Origin of the sequence: Aeromonas sp. LsrichE-8G, assembly GCF_022869435.1 — a bacterium.
Lineage (GTDB): Bacteria > Pseudomonadota > Gammaproteobacteria > Enterobacterales > Aeromonadaceae > Aeromonas > Aeromonas caviae.
In genome coordinates this window covers 1-23246 of record NZ_JALIHH010000040.1, presented here as the reverse complement: position 1 = coordinate 23246, position 23246 = coordinate 1, and the positions used below count along the sequence as shown (strand labels likewise).

The 23246-nt window shown below is 64.2% G+C and carries 18 protein-coding genes, 1 rRNA gene and 2 pseudogenes; 13 read left to right on the top strand and 8 right to left on the bottom strand.

What is annotated here, in order from left to right:
• The 3 genes from MUW49_RS08355 to MUW49_RS08345 form a co-directional block, all read right to left on the bottom strand.
• Window positions 1–132 (bottom strand): 16S ribosomal RNA (locus MUW49_RS08355); the annotation flags it as partial.
• A gap of 550 nt (window positions 133–682) precedes the next feature.
• A complete protein-coding gene (locus MUW49_RS08350) occupies window positions 683–1729 on the bottom strand; it encodes a nitronate monooxygenase (RefSeq protein WP_103244286.1) in 1047 nt (348 codons plus the stop codon).
• A gap of 203 nt (window positions 1730–1932) precedes the next feature.
• The gene (locus MUW49_RS08345) at window positions 1933–2574 is read right to left on the bottom strand and encodes a ribonuclease (protein ID WP_103244285.1); all 642 of its coding nucleotides are present in this window, start codon (window positions 2572–2574) and stop codon (window positions 1933–1935) included.
• A gap of 221 nt (window positions 2575–2795) precedes the next feature.
• Between MUW49_RS08345 and MUW49_RS08340 the strand changes: the two genes are divergently transcribed.
• The 3 genes from MUW49_RS08340 to MUW49_RS08330 all read left to right on the top strand — a co-directional run bounded on the left by MUW49_RS08340 (window position 2796) and on the right by MUW49_RS08330 (window position 4208).
• Window positions 2796–3356: a carbonate dehydratase gene (locus MUW49_RS08340; RefSeq protein ID WP_010672952.1), complete on the top strand. Its 561-nt coding sequence runs from the start codon at window positions 2796–2798 to the stop codon at window positions 3354–3356.
• A gap of 146 nt (window positions 3357–3502) precedes the next feature.
• Window positions 3503–3796 carry a hypothetical protein gene (locus MUW49_RS08335; RefSeq protein WP_042877801.1) on the top strand — a complete coding sequence of 98 codons (294 nt, stop codon included), beginning with the start codon at window positions 3503–3505 and terminating at the stop codon, window positions 3794–3796.
• 1 nt (window position 3797) lies between these two features.
• Entirely contained in the window at window positions 3798–4208 is a 411-nt protein-coding gene (locus tag MUW49_RS08330; RefSeq protein ID WP_210538526.1) for a DUF6515 family protein, read from the top strand.
• Between the two features lie 89 nt (window positions 4209–4297).
• Here the strand turns inward: MUW49_RS08330 and MUW49_RS08325 are convergent, their stop codons facing one another.
• Both MUW49_RS08325 and MUW49_RS08320 read right to left on the bottom strand, forming a co-directional pair.
• Entirely contained in the window at window positions 4298–5617 is a 1320-nt protein-coding gene (locus MUW49_RS08325; protein WP_244812608.1) for an ATP-binding protein, read from the bottom strand.
• A 14-nt stretch (window positions 5618–5631) separates the two neighbouring features.
• Window positions 5632–6312 (bottom strand): response regulator transcription factor, encoded by a 681-nt coding sequence (locus tag MUW49_RS08320; RefSeq protein WP_104455311.1) that lies wholly within the window; start codon window positions 6310–6312, stop codon window positions 5632–5634.
• 148 nt (window positions 6313–6460) lie between these two features.
• On the opposite strand from MUW49_RS08320, the gene MUW49_RS08315 reads away from it, so the two are divergent.
• Window positions 6461–7618 carry an efflux RND transporter periplasmic adaptor subunit gene (locus MUW49_RS08315; protein ID WP_104455310.1) on the top strand — a complete coding sequence of 386 codons (1158 nt, stop codon included), beginning with the start codon at window positions 6461–6463 and terminating at the stop codon, window positions 7616–7618.
• A 2-nt stretch (window positions 7619–7620) separates the two neighbouring features.
• Complete coding sequence (locus MUW49_RS08310) at window positions 7621–9570, top strand: MacB family efflux pump subunit (protein ID WP_246876680.1); 1950 nt, start codon at window positions 7621–7623, stop codon at window positions 9568–9570.
• Between the two features lie 442 nt (window positions 9571–10012).
• Here MUW49_RS08310 and MUW49_RS08305 read toward each other — a convergent pair.
• A pseudogene (locus MUW49_RS08305) lies at window positions 10013–11784 on the bottom strand (PhoX family phosphatase).
• 421 nt (window positions 11785–12205) lie between these two features.
• Window positions 12206–13114: an S-adenosyl-l-methionine hydroxide adenosyltransferase family protein gene (locus MUW49_RS08300; RefSeq protein ID WP_244812606.1), complete on the bottom strand. Its 909-nt coding sequence runs from the start codon at window positions 13112–13114 to the stop codon at window positions 12206–12208.
• 150 nt (window positions 13115–13264) lie between these two features.
• On the opposite strand from MUW49_RS08300, the gene MUW49_RS08295 reads away from it, so the two are divergent.
• Window positions 13265–13726, top strand: coding sequence for a hypothetical protein (locus MUW49_RS08295; RefSeq protein WP_244812604.1), 462 nt, complete (start codon window positions 13265–13267; stop codon window positions 13724–13726).
• Window positions 13727–13733: 7 nt separating this feature from the next.
• Here the strand turns inward: MUW49_RS08295 and MUW49_RS08290 are convergent.
• A pseudogene (locus tag MUW49_RS08290) lies at window positions 13734–14959 on the bottom strand (MFS transporter).
• Between the two features lie 246 nt (window positions 14960–15205).
• Here MUW49_RS08290 and MUW49_RS08280 point away from each other — a divergent pair.
• The 7 genes from MUW49_RS08280 to MUW49_RS08250 all read left to right on the top strand — a co-directional run bounded on the left by MUW49_RS08280 (window position 15206) and on the right by MUW49_RS08250 (window position 22464).
• Window positions 15206–16114, top strand: coding sequence for a LysR family transcriptional regulator (locus MUW49_RS08280; protein WP_043155350.1), 909 nt, complete (start codon window positions 15206–15208; stop codon window positions 16112–16114).
• A gap of 89 nt (window positions 16115–16203) precedes the next feature.
• The gene (locus MUW49_RS08275; protein ID WP_029313711.1) at window positions 16204–16875 is read left to right on the top strand and encodes a CsgG/HfaB family protein; all 672 of its coding nucleotides are present in this window, start codon (window positions 16204–16206) and stop codon (window positions 16873–16875) included.
• Window positions 16876–16886: 11 nt separating this feature from the next.
• Window positions 16887–17246: a DUF4810 domain-containing protein gene (locus MUW49_RS08270; protein ID WP_010672939.1), complete on the top strand. Its 360-nt coding sequence runs from the start codon at window positions 16887–16889 to the stop codon at window positions 17244–17246.
• Window positions 17243–17896, top strand: coding sequence for a DUF799 domain-containing protein (locus MUW49_RS08265; RefSeq protein WP_069652487.1), 654 nt, complete (start codon window positions 17243–17245; stop codon window positions 17894–17896). The genes MUW49_RS08270 and MUW49_RS08265 overlap by 4 nt, the downstream gene beginning before the upstream one ends.
• A 219-nt stretch (window positions 17897–18115) precedes the next feature.
• Complete coding sequence (locus MUW49_RS08260; protein WP_210538515.1) at window positions 18116–19591, top strand: GGDEF domain-containing protein; 1476 nt, start codon at window positions 18116–18118, stop codon at window positions 19589–19591.
• Window positions 19592–19693: 102 nt separating this feature from the next.
• Entirely contained in the window at window positions 19694–20947 is a 1254-nt protein-coding gene (locus tag MUW49_RS08255; protein ID WP_244812599.1) for a DEAD/DEAH box helicase, read from the top strand.
• Between the two features lie 221 nt (window positions 20948–21168).
• The gene (locus MUW49_RS08250) at window positions 21169–22464 is read left to right on the top strand and encodes a ferric reductase-like transmembrane domain-containing protein (protein WP_244812598.1); all 1296 of its coding nucleotides are present in this window, start codon (window positions 21169–21171) and stop codon (window positions 22462–22464) included.
• Window positions 22465–23246: the final 782 nt, after the last annotated feature.

Genomic DNA, 23246 nt, shown 5'->3' with positions numbered 1-23246 from the left:
TTCCCAGGCATTACTCACCCGTCCGCCGCTCGCCGGCAAAAGTAGCAAGCTACTTTCCCGCTGCCGCTCGACTTGCATGTGTTAGGCCTGCCGCCAGCGTTCAATCTGAGCCATGATCAAACTCTTCAATTTAAGTTTGGTTGCCACTCTTTGTTACCAAGGAGTTGGCGGCTCAATGAATTGCTGAATTAACTGCTGCAACTTTTTTCGTTGCTTTGGTCACTTCATCAGACATTGAAAATCAAAAATTGTTTTTGATGCTCGATGCTGTGAGTGCCCACACAGATTGCTTGATTCAAATTGTTAAAGAGCGACGCAGCTTTTGGCTGCTGCGGGAGTGGCATTCTACTCAACCGCCTTCTCGAGTCAAGCCTTATTTTCCAAGGCTTTTTCGAGGCACCGACTGGCTTGTTTGCGTTGCCGCTTGCCCTGTCGATGGAGGCGCATTATAGAGACATAGATCACATTGGCAAGCTCTCATCGCAATAAAATTGCAAAAAAATGCCAATTCTTAGTTATTCATATCAAAACACAGTTTTTATACAGACTTACCCACAGGACAAGCCCGGGAAGGGCTCATTCTGCCCCCTATTACCTCCCGTTCCTCTCTGACCGTCTCCTGTTCGAAGGGTTGCTGACCATATCAATCCGTATATAAAGGAAGAGAATCGCAAAGTGACGCTCAGACCAGTCCTGCCTCAGCAACCCAGGCAGCGATCAGCTCGGCTGCCGCCATGGAGCGGCAACCCGATATATTCTGCCCGGCCCAGAGTGGCGAGAAACCGCGGTCACCCGCCTTTTCGGCTGCGGCACGCAACGGAGCCAATGCGCCGCTGGCATACGGGAAGTCTGGCGGCAGCACCGAAAGGGGGCCGAGTTCCCGCATCAAGCGGTTGACTATCCCCCGCGCCGGACGGCCGCTGAACAGATTGGTCAGTGCGGTGTGTTGGCCATGCCTCCCCTGCAGCGCCGCACGGTGCAGGGGCGAGGTCGTCGCCTCGTGGCAACAGAGGAACGCCGTTCCCACCTGCACGGCGCTCGCTCCCAGAGCAAGGGCGGCTCTGATGCCCTTTCCATCCACGATGCCTCCTGCAGCGATGACCGGGATCGCTACTGCCGCCACTACCTGTGGCAGAAGGGTAAAGGTGCCCTGCTGCAAGCTGAGATCCTCACTCAGGAAATGGCCGCGATGGCCACCCGCCTCCAGCCCCTGGGCGATGACGGCATCGGCTCCGTGGTCAGCAAACCACTGCGCTTCTGCCACCGTGGTGGCGCTGGCAAACACTTTTGCGCCTGTGGCTTTTACCTGGGCAAGCAACTCGGGCTCGGGCAAGCCGAAGTGGAAACTGACCACGGCAGGCCTGAACTCTGCAAGCAGAGCCGCATGCTCATCATTGAAGGGGGCCCGAGCGGGAGCACGCGACGGTGCAGCGGCATCCACCCCAAACTCGGTGTAATAGGGTGACAGCACCTGGCGCCAGCGCTGCTCCGCTGTCGGTTCCGGCTCGTGCTGCCGATGGCAAAAGAAGTTGATGTTGTATGGGCCCGGCCCGCTGGCGGCGAGGCGGCTCAGCTCCTGGCGCAGATCGGCACCACTCAGCATGGCGGCAGGCAGGGAGCCCAGTGCCCCCGCACTGGTCGCCGCCATCGCCAGGGCGCAGTCCTGCACGCCCGCCATGGGGGCCTGAATGACGGGATAGCGCATCCCCAGTTCGGCAAAGGGCGTCATATGACGGTTTCCTGTTTCTGATGGTGAGTCTGATTGTGCGCCAGAGGCGGGTTGAGTCGGCAGAGCGCACCTGACGTGCTGACACGTCGTCTGGCGATGTCGCCTGTCCAGTTTCCGGCCAGACATCCTGTCTTCGCTTTCATCCATCAGGCCCCTTGAGGTTCATTGCACATCGGGCCCGCGAAGGGCCCGAACGTGAAGTGTCAACGCACGCTGCGCAGCAGGAAGTCCGGCTGGCCACAGGAGCGGCGCTCCCGCTTCTGCATCTCGTCGGAGCAGGGAACGGCATCCGTCCCCTGCTTGTTGATGCAGATGTAGATCTCCCGCAGGAAACGGCCCCCATCAGCGCAGGCCACCGTGATGTTATCGGGGGCCAGCCACTCGCTGGCGCTCGCCAGATCAGCCTTGAGCTGGAAGCTGCTTTTGCGCAGCGGCTCTTCCGGCGATTGATAGGAGGCCGGGATCTTCACCTTCTGGCGCAGATCGCTGGCCAGCTTATGGAAGGCCTGCTGGCTCAGGCCGGAGCAGGTGCCGTGCTTCTCCCATTCATGGCGATAGAGGAAGCGGCTGGGGTAGAGCCCGGCAAACTGCTGCTCCATATCCGCATCCAGCCGCTCGCGGGTGCAGCTGGCGGGGTAGCCGCGCTGATACTGGGGCCAGAGCCCATGCAGCACGAACCCCAGCTTGCGGGCGCACTGCTCCCGATCCCCTGGCTTGATGGCGCAGTGCTCGGGCGACCAGGAGAGTGCCATGGCGTAATAGTCAAACTCCCCCGCATAGCCTTTGCCCTGGGCGGCGGAGATCCACAACAGCGACCCCACCAGCCATACCATGACCTGCTTCATCTCTCGTTCCCCCTCATCTCTTTGCACCCGGTGGCGCCCCATTTTGCGCCCTCATGCTCCCATAACAGGGAGTCAAAGAACAATCGCTCAAAATGGCCTTACTCACTGTGGGTCAGACCAGTAAAAGGTTTCCCCTGCCGGATCAGAGGCGTAAGCTGGCTCTCCGGCGGGCCTTCATGACGCGCCACGTTTCCCCGATTTCATCAGCAACAGGACGTAACATGATCCGCAAGAATCCCTCAGGTCACCTGCCCGTTATCGACGAATCCGCCTATATCGACAAGACCGCCATCATCTGTGGCAAGGTGATCATCAAGGAGAACGTGTTTGTCGGCCCCTATGCCGTGATCCGCGCAGACGAAGTGGACGAGAGCGGTGACATGGAACCCATCGTCATCGGCGCCAACTCCAACATTCAGGATGGCGTCGTCATCCACTCCAAATCCGGCGCTGCCGTCACCATCGGCGAGTTCAGCTCCATCGCCCACCGCAGCATCGTCCACGGGCCGTGCGAGGTGGGTAACCGGGTCTTCATCGGCTTCAACAGCGTGCTGTTCAACTGCCACATCGGCGAAGGGTCAGTGGTTCGCCACAACTCCGTGGTCGATGGCTGCGATATTCCCCCCGGCTTCTATGTCCCCTCCACCACCCGCATCAACCAGCAGAGCGATCTGGCGCAGATCCCGCGCGTCACCGTGGACGCCACCGAGTTCTCCGAGGATGTGGCTCACACCAACATCGACCTGGTCAGGGGTTACAAGGCGCTCTCCAACGAGTTTTGATCCGGTGAGCGGTTCACGACACACAACGGGCGCCACGACGCCCGTTGTCACAACTGTAAAGAGGGCGAAAAGAGGGTGTAAAGGTGGTTGAGCCGGGCGCACGCGTCGCGTTTGATGGGGGCGTTCCCATCAATGGAGTCATCATCATGTCACGCTATCCTGTCGCCCTTGCCCTGCTGCTGGGCACCACGCTCCTTCATGCAGGCGAGATGCCGCCCCCGATGGGCGCCCGCCAGGGAGGTCCCATGACACCGCCCCCCTCCGTGCTCTATCACGCCAGCAAGCAGGGTGCGGATCCCCAGGCCCTGGTCCAGGCGCTGTCCAAAAACATTGATGCCGCCAAGCCGGATACCCGCTACGAGGTCACGGTCAGCGTGCGCGAACTGCCGCCCCAGCCACTCAAACCCCAGCCCGCCGGTGCACCGCTCAAGGGGCAGTGAGATGAGTCTGCACCGCCCTTCACTCTGGCTGCTTGCCATGGCCATCGCCCTGCCCGCCATGGCGGGTCCGGGGAACATGAGCAGACTGGGCGGATGGGAGAGCCCTGCCCCGCAGTACGGCCATGGGGCTGGCCCTGGCTTCGGCCACCGCGTCGACCGGCTGCCGGGAGAGGTGGAAACCTTGCTGCTGGCCGGGCTCACCTACTATGTGCTCGACGGCATCTTCTACCGCCGGCAGGAGAACCACTATGTGGTGGTCTCCCCACCTCCTCAGGTCCTGGTGGTGGCAGAGACAGGGCTCATCCCCCTGGATCTGGATGGCCGCCGCTATTACGTCAGGGAGGGTCACTACTACCTGCGAGAAATAGACGGGCGCTACACCGAGGTGCCGCCGCCAGCGGCGCTGCGCTGAATCGCACGGTGGAACAGATACGAGCAGGGGGCCTTGGCCCCCTCTTTCATTACCGGGGTTTTACCCCACTCGGGTCTGAGCCGCGTACCTCAGGACGGGTCATGCAGGGGCAGCGTCATGGTCACTCTCAGCCCCCCCTGTGCGCGATTGCGCGCCAGGATGGTACCGCCCTGCAGAATCACCGCCTTGCGGGCGATGGCGAGCCCGAGCCCGTAGCCCTTGCCCATGCGGGGTGAGCCGATGCGCACGAAGGGATCGAAGATCCCCGCCAGCTTCCCCTCCTCCACCCCGGGCCCCCGATCGGCGATGGAGAGCTGCACCTCCTGGCCCAGGCGCAGCACGCGAACATTCACCATCTGGCCCGACTGCGAGAAACGCAGTGCGTTGCGCACCACGTTATCCACGGCGCGGCGCACCAGCTCGGCATGCCCCAGCAGGAGACAACCCTCCCCCAGCGCCGCCTCGAGCGCTATCTCGACTCCGGATTGCTGGGCTTCGAACCTGGCATCCTGGACAACCGTCTCCACCAGCGCCAGCAGGTCGTAGTGGCTCTGCTCAAGCCCGTGGCCCTGCTCGGCACGGGAGAGGGTCAGCAGCTCCCCTATCATCCTGTCCATCCGCTCCGTCTCGAGCCGGATCCGCGCCAGGGCGTCGCTCGCCTTCTCCGGGCGCTGCTCCGCCAGGCCGATGGCCATCTGGATGCGGGCCAGGGGGGATCGCAGCTCGTGGGAGACGTCGTGAAGCAGTTGCTCGCGCCCCTCGACCAACTGCTGCAACCGCTCCACCATGAGATCGAACTCCTTCGCCACCTCCGTCAGCTCGTCCCGGCGCCAGCGCAGAGCGGGCCAGAGTCTGACCCCCAGATCCCCTCTGGCTACCCGATCGAAGCTGCGCCGCAGGGCGTTCATGGGCCGGGTCAGGTGCCAGGCGAACAGAATGCTGAACAAGAGTCCCCCCAGGCCGCCAATCCAGAGCATGGGCGGGGGAATGTTGAGCCAGGAGAGGGGACCGGGAGCAGGCCCGCCGGGGAGAGCGCGCGGGTCCGCTCTGGTCTGCAGCAGATAGGTCTGCCCGTCGCTGGCAATCACGGTGCGTGTCAGCACGCTGCCCGGGCCAGGTTCCCCGGAGGCTGTCAACCTGGATGCCCGGGGCGCTGGCCGGGGAGGCGCATCGGAGACATCGAGGAGTGTTATCTGCAGCAACGGCGGCGACATGGCCTGGCTCAATGCCGTCGCAGCCTCGATTCCCCCCTTTGCCAGCACGGCTGCCGCCATCTCCAGATGCTGGCTCGCCAACTGCTGGGCCAGGTGCTCTTCCGGGGGGTCACGCTCGGCACGAAAACCGAGCCAGAGCAGTTGACTGACCAGCACTATGGCCAGCCAGAACCCCAGCAGAATCTTCCAGAACAAACGTCCCTTGAGGATCACCGTATCTTGTACCCTATGCTGCGCACCGTCTCTATGGTGACGGCCTCCCCCGCCTTCTGTTGCAGCTTCTGCCTCAGGTTGCAGATGTGCACATCGACGCTGCGATCATAGGCCTCCCGCGGGCGCCCCACCCCTTGCAGGGAGAGGATGTCCTTGGTGACCACCTGCTCCGGTGCTCGCACCAGCAACACCAGCATGTTGAACTCGGTGGCGGTCAGCTCCAGCGGCTCCCCCTGCCAGAGACAGACCCGGTTGGCCGGCGTGACCGTCAGATCCCCCAGGATGAGGGCATCCGGCGAGGGGGTTGCGCTCCCCCCCTCGTTGACCCGCCGCAGAACGGCCCGCAGCCGGGCCACCAGCTCCCTGGGGTAGCAGGGTTTGGGCACATAGTCATCGGCCCCCATCTCCAGCCCCACCACCCGATCCACGTTGTCCCCCTTGGCGGTCAGCATGATGATCGGCAGGCGACTGCGCTGGCGCACCTGGCGCAGCACCTCAGTCCCCCCCAGATCGGGCAGCATCACATCCAGCAGCAGGGCGCTGTAACGGCCGGAGAGGGCATGGTGCACCCCTTCCCCTCCGGTCAGCACCTGGGTGGTCTCGAACCCCTCCCCTCCCAGGTATTCACTCAACATGACGCCCAGTTCGGCGTCGTCATCCACCAGCAGGATCTTCATATAGGGTCTCCCTTGTCGGTGGCCATTTTCGCCGCTTGCTCCGCCCTTGGCAGCCATTTTTACGAAACCCTTACGCTTGGCGCAAAGAGCCTTAACCCGGCTCTGGGGTAGAGTGCCGCCGTGATCGTCATTCAGGATACAGGTTGTCATGCCCACGTTCTCCCCTCGTCTCTTTTGGCTGCTGCCTCTGTGCGCCCTCGCCCTGTTGCTGGCCTGGCGCCCCCAAGCCAAGGCACCCGCCAGCGACTACATCACCGCCAGTACCGAGACCCGGGATCTGGAGCAGCTCATCATGGCGGACGGCACCCTGAAGGCGCGCAAGCAGGTGAGCGTGGGCGCCCAGGTATCGGGCCAGATCAAGAAACTGCACGTGACTCTGGGGCAGGAGGTCAAACAGGGGGATCTGCTGGTCGAGATCGACGATCTGCCCCAGCAGAACGCCCTCAAGGATGCCCTGGCCCAGCGCGACAACCTCCAGGCCCAGCTGGATTCCAAAGAGGCCACCCTTCGCAATGCCCGCCTGGCATACCAGCGCCAGCGGCAGATCGTCGCAAGAGGTCTTGGCAGCACGGCCGACCATGACAGCGCCAAGGCGACCCTGGACGAGACCCTGGCCGATATCCGGGCCCTCAACGCCCAGCGGGTGCAGGCCGAGATCGCGGTGGACACAGCCCGGGTCAACCTGGGGTATACCCGGATCCTGGCCCCCCTCTCCGGTACCGTGGTGGCCATGCCGGTGGAGGAGGGGCAGACCCTCAACGCCAGCCAGAGCACCCCTACCCTGCTCAAGATTGCCCAGCTCGACACCATGACGGTGGAGGCCAGGATCTCCGAGGCCGACGTCATCAACGTCCGGGTCGGCATGCCGGTCTATTTCACCATTCTTGGCAACAGCCAGCGCCGCTTCGAGGGATCCCTGCGGGCCATCGAGCCCGCCCCCGACACCATCAATGACGACGACACCACCAGCAGCAGCGACAGCAGCGCCATCTATTATCACGGCCTGTTCGAGGTGCCCAACCAGGATGGTCAGCTCAGGATCAGCATGACGGCCCAGGTCTATCTGGTGGTCGCCCGGCTCAAAGATGCGCTGGTGATCCCGGCCATCGCCCTGCAGGGGGATCAGGTCAGGGTGATCGACGACGGAGGCCGGATCAGCCTGCGCCGGGTCAAGGTCGGCCTGAACAACAAGGTGGATGCCCAGATCCTGTCGGGCCTGAGCACCGGTGAGCGGGTCATCGTCAGCGAAGTGAACGCAGGCCAGAGCAACGCCGCCGGGGGCATGCCGCCCCCCATGGGGATGTGACCATGGGCACCTTGTTGCAACTGCGGGGCATCCGCCGCCACTTCAAAGAGGGTGAGCGCACCGTCACCGTGCTCGATGGCATCGATCTGGCGATCGCCCGTGGAGAGATGGTGGCCATCGTCGGCGCTTCGGGCTCCGGCAAATCCACCCTGATGAACCTGCTGGGCTGCCTGGATCAGCCGAGCGAGGGGGCCTATCTGGTGGCCGGGCGCGATACTGCCACCCTCAGCCGGGACGAGCTCGCCGCCCTGCGCCGGGAGCACTTCGGCTTCATTTTCCAGCGTTATCACCTGCTGGCGGATCTCGATGCCCGCACCAATGTGGAGGTGCCCGCCCTCTACGCCGGTCTGGATCCGGCCGAGCGACGCCAGCGGGCCGAGGCCCTGCTGACCCGCTTCGGCCTCGCCAGCCGGCTCGAACACAAGCCAAGCCAGCTCTCCGGCGGCCAGCAGCAGCGGGTCAGCATCGCCCGCGCCCTCATCAACGGCGGCGAGGTGATCCTGGCCGACGAGCCGACCGGAGCCCTCGACAGCCAGAGCGGCGCCGAGGTGATGGCGAGCCTTCAAGCTCTGCATCGCCAGGGCCACACCCTGGTGATCGTCACCCACGACATGGACATCGCCCGCCACGCCGAGCGGATCATCGAACTGAAAGATGGCCGGGTGATCGCCGATCGCCGCACGCGCGAGCCACAGGCCCTTCCCCAGGCGCCCCAGGCCGCCACCAAGACGTCCGCCAGGGGGAAGACCCCGCGGATGGCGGGGCTCGGGAATGCCCTGCAGATGGCCCTCAAGGCCATGGTTGCCCAGCGTCTGCGCACCTTTCTCACCATGCTCGGCATCATCATAGGTATCGCCTCGGTGGTGACCGTGGTGGCCCTCGGCCAGGGCTCCCGGGAGCGGGTGCTGGAGAACATCAACGCCATGGGCACCAGCACCCTGGAGGTGTTCCCCGGCCGCGGCTTCGGGGACATGCGCTCCGCCACCATACAGACGTTGCGGATCGGGGACGCCGAGGCCATCGCCCGGCTGGACTACGTGCACAGCGTCACCCCCAGCCTCAGCACCAGCGCCACCCTGCGTCTTGGCAACACCGCCGTCTCCGGCACCATCAACGGCGTCGGCGCCCAGTTCTTCCAGGTCAGGGGCTATCGCCTGGCCCAAGGCATGGGCTTTGATCGCCAGAGCGAGGAGAGCCTGGCCCAGGAGGTGGTGATCGACGAGCACACCCGGGACAAGCTGTTCGCCCCGACCCAGTCCCCCCTGGGCCAGGTGATCCTGCTGGGGGATCTGCCCTGCCGGGTGATCGGGGTCGCCATCAAGAACCAGAGCGGCTTTGGCAGCGACGAGACCCTCAACGTCTGGATCCCTCATACCACCGCCATGAGCCGCCTGCTGGGGCAGAGCCATCTGCGCAGCATCAGCGTGCGGGTGCGGGACGAGGTGAGCCTGGACGCCGCCCAGGACGGCATCAGCCGCCTGCTCACCCTGCGCCACGGCAGCCAGGACTTCTTCCTGCTCAACACCGACAGCATCCGCCAGACCATCAGCCAGACCAGCGCCACCCTGACCACGCTGATCGCCCTCATCGCCCTCATTTCCCTGATCGTCGGGGGCATAGGGGTGATGAACATCATGTTGGTCTCGGTCACCGAGCGCACCCGGGAGATAGGGGTGCGGATGGCGGTCGGCGCCCGGACCCGGGACATCCAGCAGCAGTTCCTCATTGAAGCCGTGCTGATCTGCCTGCTGGGGGGCGTGCTCGGCATCGTCCTCTCCCTGGTGCTGGGCCAACTGTTCGACCACCTCGGCAGCGGCGTCCGGATGAGCTACTCCCTTGCCGCCATGGCGGTGGCCTGCCTTTGCGCCAGCCTGATCGGGGTAATATTCGGCTTCGCCCCGGCCCGCCGGGCAGCCAGGCTGGATCCCATCCACGCACTGGAGCGCGAATAGCCCGCATTGACGCCGGGGTGACGCCACTCACCCCGACACCGGATCGGGGGCCGATGCCCGGCCCCGCCACCAAGCCTGAACGCCCGCACTTCTTCCCTGAATGCGCGGGTTCTTTGACCGGGTCCCGTACCCGGTCTTTTTTTGTCTCCCGCCCGCCACACCCACAAAAAAAGCCGCCCGAAGGCGCAATGCTGTTCAGATAAGCACATTTTTGACTAATTATTCATAAATGCGACTTGAGTTGGGGGAGCAAGGCTGTTTCCAGTCGATGTTCCTTCAGCCTTTATCCAGCGTGGCTTGCAATAGAAAGAGGGAGGCATCATGCCTCCCTCATTTTTTAGCCCTGATACTACGTGGACTGGAACTCAAATTCTCTTAAGTGAACAGCATTGCGCCCGAAGGCGGCTCTTGTCATCACGGGCCAGGCGGTGATCCCGGGCCATCAGGCGCCGATGATGCCGCCATCGTCCCGGGTGATCCGCAACACAGCGGAGCGGGGGATGGCGGTGCCGCCGTCCGGGAAGTGAGAGGGAGCCCCCTCCTCCCCCGGGTGCTGCACCCCGACGAACATGGTGCGCCAGTCAGGCGTGAAGGTGAGGCCCGTGATCTCGCAAGCCACGGGGCCGGTCAGGAAGCGGCGCACCTCGCCGCTCGCGGGATCGGCGCACAGCATCTGGTTGTTGCCCATGCCGGCAAACTGCTTCTCGTTGGAGTAGTCGCCGTCGGTCTGGATCCAGAGCCGTCCCGCTTCGTCGAAGCCGATGCCGTCCGGGCTGTTGAACATGTTGTCCGGGTGGATGCTGGCACTGCCCGCCATCAGCCCCTCCTTGTGCACACCTGGGTTGCCCGCCAGCAGGAAGAGATCCCACTCGAAGCGGTCGCTCCCGTGATCGTCCCCCATCGGGCGCCAGCGGATGATCTGGCCATAGGGGTTCTCGGCCCTGGGGTTGGCGCCGTCCAGGGGCTGGTTCTCCTTGAGGCCGCGGTTCTTGTTGTTGGTCAGGGTGCAGTAGACCTCTGCCCTGTGGGGATGCACGGCCACCCACTCGGGCCTGTCCATGGTGGTGGCGCCGAGCCGGGTCGCCGCCTCCCGGGCGAAGATGAGCACCTCCCCTGATCGGCGAAGCCGTTCTCCCGGGTCAGGCCGTGCTGGCCGTGCACCAGGGGCAGCCACTGGCCGGTACCTTTGAGCTCCCCCTCCCTGGCCTCGAAGCGGGCCACATAGAGGGTGCCCTCGTCCAGCAGATCCCGGTTGGCGGGGTCATCGCCCGGCGCCACCTGGTTCTTGGAGACGAAGCGATAGATGTGCTCGCCCCGCTCGTCGTCGCCCAGGTAGACCACGGCGCGGCCATCCTTGTTGACGGTGAAGGCGGCATTCTCATGCTTGAAGCGGCCAAGGGCGGTACGCTTCTTCGGGGTGGAGGCGGGATCGCGGGGATCGATTTCCACCACCCAGCCGAAGCGGTGCGGCTCCTGGGGATGCTTCGCGAGATCGAACCGCTCGTCAAATTTGTGCCAGCCAAAGCCTGCATCCTCGGCGGCCAGGCCGTAGCGGGCGGCGCGCTGGTCCAGCACCGGCTTTCCCTCGCTGCCGAAGTAGCCGTTGACGTTCTCCTCGCAGGTGAGGTAGGTCCCCCAGGGGGTCTGGCCATTGGCGCAGTTGTTGAAGGTGCCAAGGGCGGTGCGCCCCTCGGGATCGGCCTGGGTCTTGAGCAGGGCATGGCCCGCCGCCGGGCCGCTCAATGTCATGGGGGTCGTGGCGGTGATGCGGCGGTTGAGGGCCCCCTTGGGGTTGGCCTGCCACTTGCCATCGATGCGCACCAGCTCCACCAGGGAGACCCCGTGGGCCGCCTGGGCCTTGGCGACAGCCTCTGCACTGAGGGTCTTGCCACCATCTTCAAACAGGTATTCGTAGTTGGTGTATTCGTTGTTGACGGCGAGCAGGGCGCGATCCGGGCCCAGGGAGAAGAAGCTCATGCCGTCGTTGTTGTCGCCAAACTGGCGTGCCTGGGCCTTGGCGTCATTGCCCTGGGCAAAGGCGGGGGCATCGGGGAAGAGGGCATCTCCCCAGGCGATCAGCACCTCGGCCTTGTAGCCGGGCGGCACCACTATGGTGTCGGCCACCGAGGCGGGCACGGCCTGGAAGCCAAGCAGCGGCCGGGTGGCGGCAGCCACGGCCTGGGCCACGGGGCTCGCGGCAAAGAAGGCCACCATGCTGGCGGCGCCCACCCCTTTGAGGAAGCCACGGCGGCTCAGGCCCGCCTCGATGAGGCGGTTGAATGCCGGCTCCTGCTCGCGGGGGTGGTTGGCACTGTCTTTCTCGTCAAAACGGCTCATCGGCTTTTCCTTGTTATCTCGGCGCAATCATTGCGTCATCACGGCGTCCGGCCAGAGCATGGCAGCGCTTTATTAAACGAGGATGACAAATGACGAGATAACCGGCTGGCCCGGCAAGACGCCACCGCCCAGAAAGACGTATCGCCGACAGAAGGGTTGAACCCTAGCCGCACTTCTTCAGACTGATCTGCCCGTTTGTACCGGATAACACCCGCTGGCAGCCTCCCTCAAGCCGCACTTCTTCAGGCTGGTATGCCGTTTGTACCGGATTGCACCCGCTGGCAGCCTCCTTCTAGCTCTAGCCGCACTTCTTCAGGCTGATCTGCCAGTTGGCGCCGGATTGCACCTGGTGCTTGGCGGCGAAGCTGTCCATGTTCAGGGCCACCGACACCTGCAACAGGCTGTTGAGGTAGACCAGGGGCTGGCCTTCCGGTACATCGCCAAAGCTGCTGACGTAGGGGGCCTTGCCCTCGTATTTCAGCGCATCTCCTTCGCTGATCCTGATGCAGGCGTTGTCCCCCTTGTGGATGCCTGCCTTGCCGAGCAGGGCCTCGTCGATGTTGGTCCAGACGTTGCCGTACTGCACATCCAGGATCGGGATGGTGCCCTTCAGGGTGCCATCCTGCTCGGCCACCGCCGGCTGATAGGGGATGGTCACCACCTCGGCGGGCAGCAGAGGCCCCACCTGCTCGAAGCTGATGGCACCGGAGGCGAGGCGGGCGCCGGTGTAGGCGTAGACGTCGCGGCCGTGGAAGGTATAGGACTTCTCGGAGCCCTTGAGGCGGTTGGTTTTCTCGTCTATCTGGCGCACCGCCTCGATGCCCAAGTGCTCCGCCACCAGGGTCAGGGTGCCGTTGTCCGGGCTGACGATGTAGTGGCCGCTCCTGGTCTTGAGTACCACCGACTTGCGTTCGGTGCCGACACCGGGGTCCACCACGCTGACGAAGACGGTGCCCGCGGGCCAGTATTGCAGGGTCTGATAGAGGCGGTAGGAGGCTTCCCAGATGTTGTAGGCCGGGATCTCGTGGGTCAGGTCATGGAGCGGCAGGGTGCGGTCCACCCCGAAGGCGACCCCCTTCATGGCCGAGACGGCGCCATCCTTGAGACCGAAGTCGGTCTGGAACACCAGAGCCTCGTTGGCAAGGGCACTCGCCCCCACCAGAGAGAGAGCGAGTACGAGGGCGCGGGGGACGATACAAATATCCATGTCAGGGCTCCCTTAAAGACGTTTGGACGTCCAGATTGCCACTCATGGCGATCTTTGCAACCCTTGATGCCCGAATGGGGGGCGAAATGACTCGCCAATCCGCCCCGTGCGGGTGTATCCATGGGGCATCCAACGCCGGGAGCACACCAGATGACCAGAGAGCATCACGACACCATTTTGCTGAGCCTGGGCAATACCCGAAGCCAGGTCGCGCTCACCGCGGCCGATGGCACCAGCCAGACATTTGCATTGACACTGGGGCTCGATGCCCTGACCCCGGGACCCTTTCGCCAGGATCCACCGACGCCCCTGGAACTTGAGCAGGCCATCATAGTGGTGGAGGATGTACTGATGCCCCTCGCGGCATGGATCCCGCCCCACCCCGTGCTGCACCTGCAAAGCCCGGAGCCCCTGGCCGAGGTGCTCGGCAACCGGGTGCAGAGCCGGGAGAACATAGAGCGGTTGTTCGGCCAGCTTGCCGCCATGGTGGAAGGGGATCCCCTGGCCTCGGCTCAGTTGCCGAGGGAGAGGCGCATCGCCGCCGCCCTGCTGATCCTGCGGGAGTGGATGCACCACCTGGATGCCGGGAGCGTCGTCCTGGTCGATGGGTGATGCCCTGTCACACAGCGGGTTCGAAGCGCCGCCGAGACACCGCCCAGGCCAGCCCCAGGCTTGTCAGGGTGCTGCCGACGAAGAGCAGATCCAGCGCGACGCCAAGACCGGCCCCGTCGCTCACCCAGCCCAGCAACACGGGTACCCAGTTCGCCACATAGGCGATCACATAGAAGAGGGAGAGCAGCCGCGCGTGGCTGGCCGGGGGCGCGATGCGATTGATCAGGGTCGCACTGCCCACGAACACGGCCCCCTGGGCATAGCCCGCCACCAGCAGCCCGAGTCCCGCCAGCCAGCTGGGCAGGCCGTGAACGGCCCCGGCAAAGAGCAGCACGCACAGCGCCAGGGCCAGCACGCCGCTTTGCAGGGTATGGCGGGCATCGAGGCGACGGGCCCAGAGCTGGCAAAGCCCGGAGAAGACCAGATAGGCCGCGACAAGATAGCCGAACAGCCCCAGATCCGTCATGCCCAGCATCTCGCTCACCACCTTGGGACCCATGGCCAGCAAGCTGGCCGCCACCGCCCAGGCGGTGAAGAGCGCCAGGGCGCAGAGGAAGAACCCGGCCCCCGTGGCCCTGAGCCCCTCTCCCAGGGATCCGCCACCCTGCCCGCTCGGGGCGGCCTCCGTCGCCCTCACCCCTTTGGGCCAGCTCAACACCAGCCCCCCGATGGCGCAGGCCGCCATCCCCAGGATCAGCAAAAACGGCAGCGTGGTCGGGTAGAGATCCTGCTGCAGCGCCAGCCCGCTGAACACGGGACCAAGGGCCAGCCCGGCGGTGAAAGACAATGTGGCGCTCAGGGCCGCCCGCTTGCCCCCATCCCTGGGGCCAAAACGCAGCAGCGCCACATTGGCGGCGCCGGTCAGGCTGCCCGTGCCAATCCCGGCCAGCAGCCGCGCCAGCAAAAGGGCCCAGAAGCTGTCGGCCAGGGAGAAGAGCAGGGCCCCGCCCCCGACCGCCACCAGGGCAGGCAGGATCAGGGTACGCAGATCCGCCACGCGTCCTGCCAGGTGGCCCACCCGAATAAAGCGATGAGCACGCCCCCCGCATAGCCGCCATAGATGAGGCTGAGGCCGAGATCGCTCAGCGCCAGCGCCGCCTGGTAATGGGGATAGAGCGGGGTAGGCACGCTGCTGTTGAGCAGGGCCGACATCAGGGCAAGGGAGAGAAACCAGCGCAGACGAGGATGGACAACCTGACCTGGCTCGCAAGCCGGAACGCTTGAGACAGACATGGACACTCCAGTGGCAGACGAATGAAACCGCAATCGGGAGCGACATCATAGCGATCCCGCCCACCCCGGACTGCGGCAGTTCTGCATCACGCCGACTCAATCCTGCATCACGTCGGGGTGGCACGCGCCCTTGGCCGGGGAGCCGCAGGCACGCACCGGACCCAGTCTATCCCCTTGTGCTGCCATCCCCGCTGGCATCTAATATTGCGGCGCCAATCGGGCGTTCTGCTTGAGTGAGGAGCAAGCATGATCAACTGGGACGATGCACGCTTCTTCCTGGCCCTGGCACGGCGGGGCAGCCTGCGGCAGGCCGGACTCGAGCTAGGGGTGGATCAGGCCACCGTCGGGCGGCGGATCACCCTGCTCGAGCAGCAGCTGGGGGCCAAGCTGTTTATCCGCACCCCCAGACACTATCGCCCCAGCCCCCTTGGGGAAGCGCTGCTGCCCCAGGCCGAGGCCATGGCGCAGGCGGCCCTGGCCATGATGCGCACCGCGAGCCTGGGGGAGCTGGAAGGGGAGCTTTGCATCGCCACCACGGACACCCTGGCCCAGGGCTTCGTGCTGCCCGCGTTCACCCTGCTGCGCCAGCGCCACCCCGGCATCCGCCTCAAGTTGCTGACCGCCGTCAGCGTGAGCGACATCCCCAATCAGGAGGCGGATCTCGCCATTCGCAGCGTGCGCCCCGAGCAGGGAGATCTCGTGGTCAAACGGCTCGCCACCATCAAGATGGGGCTCTACGCCTCTCCCGACTACCTGGCCAGGCGGGGCACGCCCCGCTCGGGTCAGGCACTGCAAGAACACGACCTGCTGCTCTTTCCCAGAGAGCTGGTGGCCCGTCACTGGCTGAGTCTGTGCGGCGAACCGCTCCACGAACCCAACGTGGTCCTGCAGAGCAATGCCCAGCTGGTGCTGATGGCGGCCGCCCGGCAGGGGCTCGGCATCGCCCTGCTCTCCACCTTCCTCGCCGAGGAGGATCCCGCCCTGGTGCGCCTGCTGCCTGACCAGCACGATCCCATCGACATCTGGATGGTGCTGCACCCGGATGTGCAGAAGACGGGCCGCATGCGTGCCCTGGTGGCAGCCCTGGAGGAGGTGTTCCAGCCCCTGCAACAGACCCAGCCCTCCGCCACCCCCTGTCAAACGCACAGGGATTGAGCGGGTATGCCCCCCATACGGGGCACTTTCTTCGCAACGAACCATGTTAGAGTCCGCCGCTGTTTTTTCCTTTGATAACGGGGCCTTACATGAAGAAGTTTGTTGTTTCATCCAGTGTCATCCTGATGGCGGGCTTGCTGACAGCCTGTGCGAGCGAGTCGTCGCGCACCCTGGAGGTACCCAAGGTTGCCTCCTATCAGAGCCACTATCAGGGCGCACGCAGCCCCATCGCCGTCGGCAAGTTCGACAACCGTTCCAGCTACATGCGTGGCATCTTCTCCGACGGCGTGGACCGGCTGGGCAACCAGGCGAAAACCGTGCTGATCACCCACCTGCAGCAGACCGGCCGCTTCAGCGTGCTGGATCGCGACAACATGGCTGAGATCCAGGCCGAAGCCGGGATCAAGCAACAGGCTCAGCAACTCAAGGGCGCCGACTACGTGGTCACCGGCGACGTCACCGAGTTTGGTCGCAAGGAAGTCGGTGATCATCAGCTGTTTGGCATCCTGGGTCGTGGCAAGTCACAGATCGCCTATGCCAAGGTCAACCTGAACATCGTCAACGTCACCACCTCGGAAGTGGTCTTCTCTTCCCAGGGTGCCGGGGAGTACGAACTCTCCAACCGCGAGATCGTCGGCTTCGGCGGCACCGCCAGCTACGACTCCACTCTGAACGGCAAGGTGCTGGATCTCGCCATCCGCGAGGCCGTCAACAATCTGGTGAACGGCATCGAGACCGGTGCCTGGCGCCCGGCCCAATGAGGAGAGACGAGATGACGCTGTTCCGTCCTTCCCTGTTGCTGGTCAGCGGCCTGCTGCTGAGCGCCTGCGCCCAGGGGCCGCAGACGCTCTACAACTGGGATCAATATCAGGGGGTGGTTTACCAGCACATGCAGGGTGACGACACCGGGGTCGAAGCGCAGATCGATGCGCTGGAGAAAAACCAGCAAGAAGCGAGCGCCAAGGGGCAGGCTGTGCCACCGGGCTTTCACGCTCACCTCGGCATGCTGTACGCCCAGCTCGGCAAGGATGCCCAGACTCGCGAGCAGTTCGAAACCGAGAAGCGCCTCTTCCCCGAATCGGCCCCCTTCATGAACTTCCTGATGTCCAACAAGAAGGGAGAGACCCAATGACTCTGCGCCCCCTCCTTGCCCTCACGCTGGGTGCCCTCCTCCTGGGCGGCTGCGCACAGGGCCCCGGCTACGACTACAGCAACTTCAAGGAGAGCAGACCGACCTCCATTCTGGTGCTGCCGCCGGTGAATCACTCGCCGGACATCAAGGCGGGCCCCAGCCTGCAATCCCAGATCACCTATCCGCTCGCCGAGTCCGGCTATTACGTGCTGCCGGTAGCGGTCACCAACGAGACGTTCCGGCAGAACGGCGTGACCGAGCCCGCCGACATCCAGGCGCTGCCCATCAAGAAGCTCCACGAGATCTACGGAGCCGATACCGCCCTCTACCTCGACATCAAGGAGTACGGCACCAGCTATCTGGTCATCTCCAGCGAGACAGTGGTCACCGCCAGTGCCCGCCTGGTGGATCTGCGCACCGGCAAGCTGTTGTGGGAAGGCAGTGCCAGCGCCAGCAGTGCCGAGCAGCAGGGCAATTCGGGGGGCGGCCTCATCGGCATGCTGGTGGTGGCGGTGGTCAATCAGATTGCCAACACCCTTACCGACAAGGGCCATGAAATCGCCGGTATCACCAGCGTCAGGCTGCTCAGTGCCGACATGCCCAACGGCATCCTCCATGGCCCCCGCTCGCCGAAATACCAGGCTCGCTAAGGCGCCCGTCACAGTCCACACAAGAGGGCGCCATGCCCTCTTGTTTCAGTCGCCCCCCCTTTCCCCTGCCTGACATCGCATGACGCCTCATCGTCTATCTTTTTGATATTGTTGGCTCATTCTTGCGCATGCCGGGTGACGACCCACCAACTTCATCTGGTGATGCCCGGCAAAATCAGTTACAAGAATGGCCTCTGTCACCATGGACGAGTTCACTGCATGGCTGGATCACTGTTGCGTATCATCCCCCGTCGATGGCTCTACCGGTTTGGCTGGCTATGTCTGGCTCTGACAGGGCTCGGGCTGGTAGCCAACTACACCTACTTCGTCATCAGGCACGATATGGCGCTCATTACCGCCAAGCAAGCCAACCTGTTCGAGGTGTTCTATCAGCGGGCCCGCATCCTGGCGCCAGAGAAACTGGCTGACTTCATCGACAACAGCAGCATCAAGATGCCCATCTTCAGCGAGAACGGGGATGCGGCGGCCTATGCCTATGGCTATGATCTCCCCACCCTGAAGCGCCTGGCGGTCATTCCCGTGCTGCCCCCGGCCAACCAGATGCTCCTCGCCTACCTGTACGTCATCTCCAACTCCGAGGTCCTCAACCTCTACGCCTTCTATGACGATCGCCGCCTGCTTGGCATGGTCGCCAACAAGGGGATGCTGCCGAGCCAGCTGCTCCCGGTCAACACCGACCTCAATGACATCGAGCCCTGGACCCACTTTTTCGGTTGCGCCTCCTTCGCGGCCACCCATGTCCCCTGCAGCACGGATGAAGCCTGGGTATCCGAGATCTACACCGACACCTTCACCGGACTGAATACCATCACCCTCTACTTCCCCTTCGTCTATTACGAGCCCGCCATCAAGGACTACCGCTATGGACTCAAGGGCATCGACATCGCCGTCGACCGGGCGTTCAAGGATGTGCTGCACCCCTTCGAGAGCCTCAATCCGACCCGGACCGTCCTCTCCTTCGAAGAGGTCGAGCCCTGCCGCCCGTTCCACCTCTGCCTGAGCACGCCGCTGATGCGCACTCAGGCAGGCAATGATCTCTACCTCAAGTGGTCATACAGTTACGGCGATTTCATCCGGTCCGTGCTCTACGGGGCGGCCTTCAAGCTCTATCTCATCATTCTGCTGCTGATCATGCTGACGGGGCGCAGCCTGGTTACCCGTCTGCGCATCCTGGCCCAGACCGACCACCTGACCCGGCTGCCACGCCGTGACATCCTCAATCAGGCGCTGCTGCGGGAGCACGACTACCTGATGATCCTCGACATCGACAACTTCAAGTCCGTCAACGACACCCATGGTCACGGGGTGGGTGACCTGGCGCTCGTCGCCTTCGCCAATCACCTCAAGACCAATATCCGCAAGGGCGATGTCGCCATTCGCTGGGGCGGGGAAGAGTTCATCGTGCTGTTCAAGGGGATGGACGATGACAAAATGATGCATCACTCCGCCGCCCGCCTGCTGGAGCGGCCATTGCGCATCCCCGAGCTGCCCGCCCCCATCACCTTCTCCGCCGGAGTAACCCGCATTCGCGATTACCTGACGGTGGCCGAGGCGGTGCAACTGGCCGACGACCTGCTCTATCACGTCAAGCAGCACGGCAAGCGCAATATCGCCTATTACCAGGGGCAGACCATCCGCCTTGTCCGCGATCCGGGTGACAATTCGCCCCCCTGAGCGGCCCGGCTTCTGCCGCTCCCCTGCTATCTGTTACCATCCCGCCCACGCTGATTGTTTCCGTCCCGGCCACGGGGCGGGATAACCCCATACTGGTGCCCTATGTCCATTGCCACTTTCGCCGAACTGGCCCTCTCCCCCCGCTTGCAGCAAACCCTGACCGAGCTTGGCTACGCCGCCCCCACCCCGGTGCAGGCCAGCGCCATCCCCCTGATCCTCGCGGGGCGGGATCTGATGGCGGGCGCCCAGACCGGCACCGGCAAGACCGCCGCCTTCGTGCTGCCCCTGCTGGAGCAGTTGTTGCAACACCCGACGAGCGATGGCCCCCGCCCCATCCGCGCACTGGTGCTGGTGCCGACCCGCGAGCTGGCGGTGCAGGTTGCCGAGAGCGTCACTCGCTACGCCAGGGGCACCACTCTCACCAGCACGCTGGTCTACGGCGGGGTGAGCATCGCCGCACAGGTGGAGGCGCTGAACGCCGGGGGGGATATCCTCATCGCCACCCCGGGCCGCCTGCTCGATCACCTGCGCCAGGGGGCGCTCACGCTGGCAGAACTTCGCCATCTGGTGTTTGACGAGGCGGACAGGATGCTCGACATGGGCTTTATGGACGAGATCAAGGCGCTGTTGAAGCAAATCCCGGCGGATCGCCAGACCCTGCTGTTCTCGGCCACCTGCGATGACAACCTGTTTGCCCTCTGCAAGGTGCTGCTGCGCGACCCGGCGCTGGTGGAAGTGGCACCGCGCAACACCACGGCGGCCGAGGTGGAGCAGCGGGTCTATGCGGTGGACAGCGATCGCAAGGTGGCACTGGTCCAACATATGCTGACCGTGAAGGGCTGGGCACCGGCGCTGATCTTCAGCCGCACTCGCCAGGGGGCGGACAAGCTGGCCCAGCAGCTTGACAAGGGGGGCATCAATGCGCTGGCCTTCCACGGGGATCTGTCACAGAGCGCGCGGGAAAACGTGCTGCTGGCGTTTCGCGCCGGCACCTTGCAGGCCCTGGTGGCCACCGACGTGGCGGCTCGCGGCCTCGATATCAGCGAACTCAACCATGTGATCAATTTGGAGTTCCCCCATCAGCCCGAGGATTACGTCCACCGGATCGGGCGCACCGGCCGCGCCGGCAACAAGGGGCTCGCCATCACCCTGTTCAGCCCGGAAGATGCGCCCCTGCTGGAAAAAGTCGAAGCCGTGCTCGATACCCGCCTGCCCCAGCAGTGGTTCCCGGGCTTTGAGCCGGATCTCACCCGCTTCGACCCCGAGCAGCGCCGCGCCAGCAAGGGCGCCCAGAAGCAGAAGGCCAGAAAGCAGGCCCTCGCGGGCAACAAGGGCGGCAAGGGACGAAAATCCTGACACGACTGTTTGCTGGGACAGCCATGCGCCTGCCCCAGCATCACCACTCTCCAGACCCAGGCCTGTGGGGTGACGCCAACCGCTTTCCTGCCCCCCTGTTCTGCTCCGCGCCCTCCTCCTCATTCCGCTTGCCCTGACCCGACGACCCTTTGCCACACTCTGCTACAAAAGAGGTAGTCAGGGGGCACACTTTCGCCACAAAGCAGGCGTGCAATGGAGGCATGGACAAGGAGGACATCATGAAACCCGCATCCCTCGTCTGGGCCCTGCCCCTGACCCTCACCCTGCTCTGGCTCGCTGGCCTCACCCAGTGGCCCGCCAGCGTCTGGCCCTGGCGCCACGAACTGCTGATCCTGACCGGTCTGATTGGCCTTGGCGCCATGACCCTCTCTTTGCTGCTGGCCCTGCGCCTGCCGAGGCTCGAGGCCTGGTGCGGCGGGCTGGATCGCATGTTGCGCCTGCACCGCAGCAGCGCCCTCTGGGCCACCGGCACCCTGATGTCCCACTGGCTGCTGGTGGAGGCCCCCAAGTGGGCCGTCACCGCCGACTGGCTGACCCGGCCGGCACGCCGCGGTGCAGGCGCAGGCGCAGGCAGCGATGACCTGTGGCACGAACTCGGCAATACCCTGGGGGAATGGGGTTTCTATCTGCTGCTGGCCCTGGTAGCGGTGAGCCTGCTTGCGGTGGTGCGCTACGAGCGCTTCCGGGTGGTTCACCGGCTGGCCCCCGTCATCTATCTGATGGGCTGGCTGCACGGGCTGTGCCTGCTGCCACGCATCGGCGTCCTGACCCCGGTCGGCCTGACCCTGCTTATCGGCGGCGGGCTGGGTGCCCTGGGGGCGCTCTACTCCCTGTTTGGCCGGGTGGGCAAGAACGCGCGTCACCAGGGGACGGTCAGCGCCCTCGCCCCCCTGGATGAGCGCACCCTGGAGATCCGGGTTGCCCTCACCGCGCCCCTGCACGGCTACCGCCCCGGACAGTTCGCCTTCTTCGACTTCGCCGGGCGCGGCGAGCCCCATCCCTACACCCTGGTGGATGTCTCGGCAGACTACCGCTCTCTGACCCTGGCGGTGCGCGCCCTCGGGGATCACACCCGCTGGCTGCACCAGCACCTCAGGGTGGGGGATGCCGTCATCGTGACCGGCCCCTATGGCGCCTTCGCCCTGCCGGATCCCGCCCCCGCGCTCTGGATGGGCGCCGGTATCGGCATCACCCCCTTCGTCGCCTGGCTGGAGGCCCTGGTGCGCCGCGGCGAAAAACGCCCCGGCACCACCTTGCTGCAATGCGCCCCCACCGCCGAGGCCGCCCCTTATCACAATCGGCTGGCCGAGCTGTGCCGCCGGGCCGGAGTCGACTACCGGCTGCATCTGGAGTCAGAGCGCGGCCGACTGGATCTGGCCGCCCTGGGTGAACGCCAGCACACCCCGGTGTGGTTCTGCGGCCCCGAGCCCATGGCCCACACCCTGGATGCCCATCTGGCCGCCCCGCTGCACCGGGAGCTGTTCCGCTTCCGTTGACAGATCAGCCCGGCGCGTTCAGTCATTGGCCTGATATTAGGGAAACTGGGAGACAGGCGGGCACGGGCCCCCTTGAGCGGGCCACGCCCCCGCCGCCCGCACGCTGCCGCCCCAGAAGCTTGCCACCAGTATCAAGGCCCCGGCCAGCCCGTATTTGATCCAGGATTTCATCGTCTTGCTCCCCTCTCTTTGGCCCTCGCCACCCTGTGGCAAGCCGGGCCTTTTAAGCAGTGGGCAGAAGATAGGGGGGATTTGTGAAGGGAAAATGAGGCTGTGTGAAGCCAAGGTGAAGTCGGGGGAGAAGTCAGCAGCGAGTCACGACAGACATGGTGGTTGGCAATGCGGGGAATGGAGAGAGGAAAGGGCTCAACATACGCAATCAACGCCTTGATGTAGGGACGATTAGCGCAGCGTAATCGTCCGCATACCGCCACGCACCGAGCAATGGCAAGGCAGGCAACCCTGGAGTCAGAGGCCTCTCGGTAAGCTCCCTTTCGCGATCGTCCGAATACGCTTCGCTATTCGATATGGCCATGATCCTGCCAAGCCAAATATGCTAAATTACCAATGCTCAGGCATATTATTGAAAGAGAACTTCACAGATGAAACCTCATGAAGATCACAAGCAATAACATCTGCTCATGTACAGGATCTTTAGCTACAACCAATTGAAATAGATAGAAAAAAGGCTTCGTTTGTGATCTGATTTAATCGCAAAAAAAACCGACACGCCCGAAGCCATGACTATTATCAATGCAACCCAGTACCTCAAGCAACTTCTT

Bases quoted from the DNA above. Each gene is read 5' to 3' on its own strand.
- MUW49_RS08350 (WP_103244286.1), bottom strand. From the start codon at position 1,729: ATGACGCCCTTTGCCGAACTGGGGATGCGCTATCCCGTCATTCAGGCC.
- MUW49_RS08345 (WP_103244285.1), bottom strand. From the start codon at position 2,574: ATGAAGCAGGTCATGGTATGGCTGGTGGGGTCGCTGTTGTGGATCTCC.
- MUW49_RS08340 (WP_010672952.1), top strand. From the start codon at position 2,796: ATGATCCGCAAGAATCCCTCAGGTCACCTGCCCGTTATCGACGAATCC.
- MUW49_RS08335 (WP_042877801.1), top strand. From the start codon at position 3,503: ATGTCACGCTATCCTGTCGCCCTTGCCCTGCTGCTGGGCACCACGCTC.
- MUW49_RS08330 (WP_210538526.1), top strand. From the start codon at position 3,798: ATGAGTCTGCACCGCCCTTCACTCTGGCTGCTTGCCATGGCCATCGCC.
- MUW49_RS08320 (WP_104455311.1), bottom strand. From the start codon at position 6,312: ATGAAGATCCTGCTGGTGGATGACGACGCCGAACTGGGCGTCATGTTG.
- MUW49_RS08315 (WP_104455310.1), top strand. From the start codon at position 6,461: ATGCCCACGTTCTCCCCTCGTCTCTTTTGGCTGCTGCCTCTGTGCGCC.
- MUW49_RS08310 (WP_246876680.1), top strand. From the start codon at position 7,621: ATGGGCACCTTGTTGCAACTGCGGGGCATCCGCCGCCACTTCAAAGAG.
- MUW49_RS08300 (WP_244812606.1), bottom strand. From the start codon at position 13,114: ATGGATATTTGTATCGTCCCCCGCGCCCTCGTACTCGCTCTCTCTCTG.
- MUW49_RS08295 (WP_244812604.1), top strand. From the start codon at position 13,265: ATGACCAGAGAGCATCACGACACCATTTTGCTGAGCCTGGGCAATACC.
- MUW49_RS08280 (WP_043155350.1), top strand. From the start codon at position 15,206: ATGATCAACTGGGACGATGCACGCTTCTTCCTGGCCCTGGCACGGCGG.
- MUW49_RS08275 (WP_029313711.1), top strand. From the start codon at position 16,204: ATGAAGAAGTTTGTTGTTTCATCCAGTGTCATCCTGATGGCGGGCTTG.
- MUW49_RS08270 (WP_010672939.1), top strand. From the start codon at position 16,887: ATGACGCTGTTCCGTCCTTCCCTGTTGCTGGTCAGCGGCCTGCTGCTG.
- MUW49_RS08265 (WP_069652487.1), top strand. From the start codon at position 17,243: ATGACTCTGCGCCCCCTCCTTGCCCTCACGCTGGGTGCCCTCCTCCTG.
- MUW49_RS08260 (WP_210538515.1), top strand. From the start codon at position 18,116: ATGGCTGGATCACTGTTGCGTATCATCCCCCGTCGATGGCTCTACCGG.
- MUW49_RS08255 (WP_244812599.1), top strand. From the start codon at position 19,694: ATGTCCATTGCCACTTTCGCCGAACTGGCCCTCTCCCCCCGCTTGCAG.
- MUW49_RS08250 (WP_244812598.1), top strand. From the start codon at position 21,169: ATGGACAAGGAGGACATCATGAAACCCGCATCCCTCGTCTGGGCCCTG.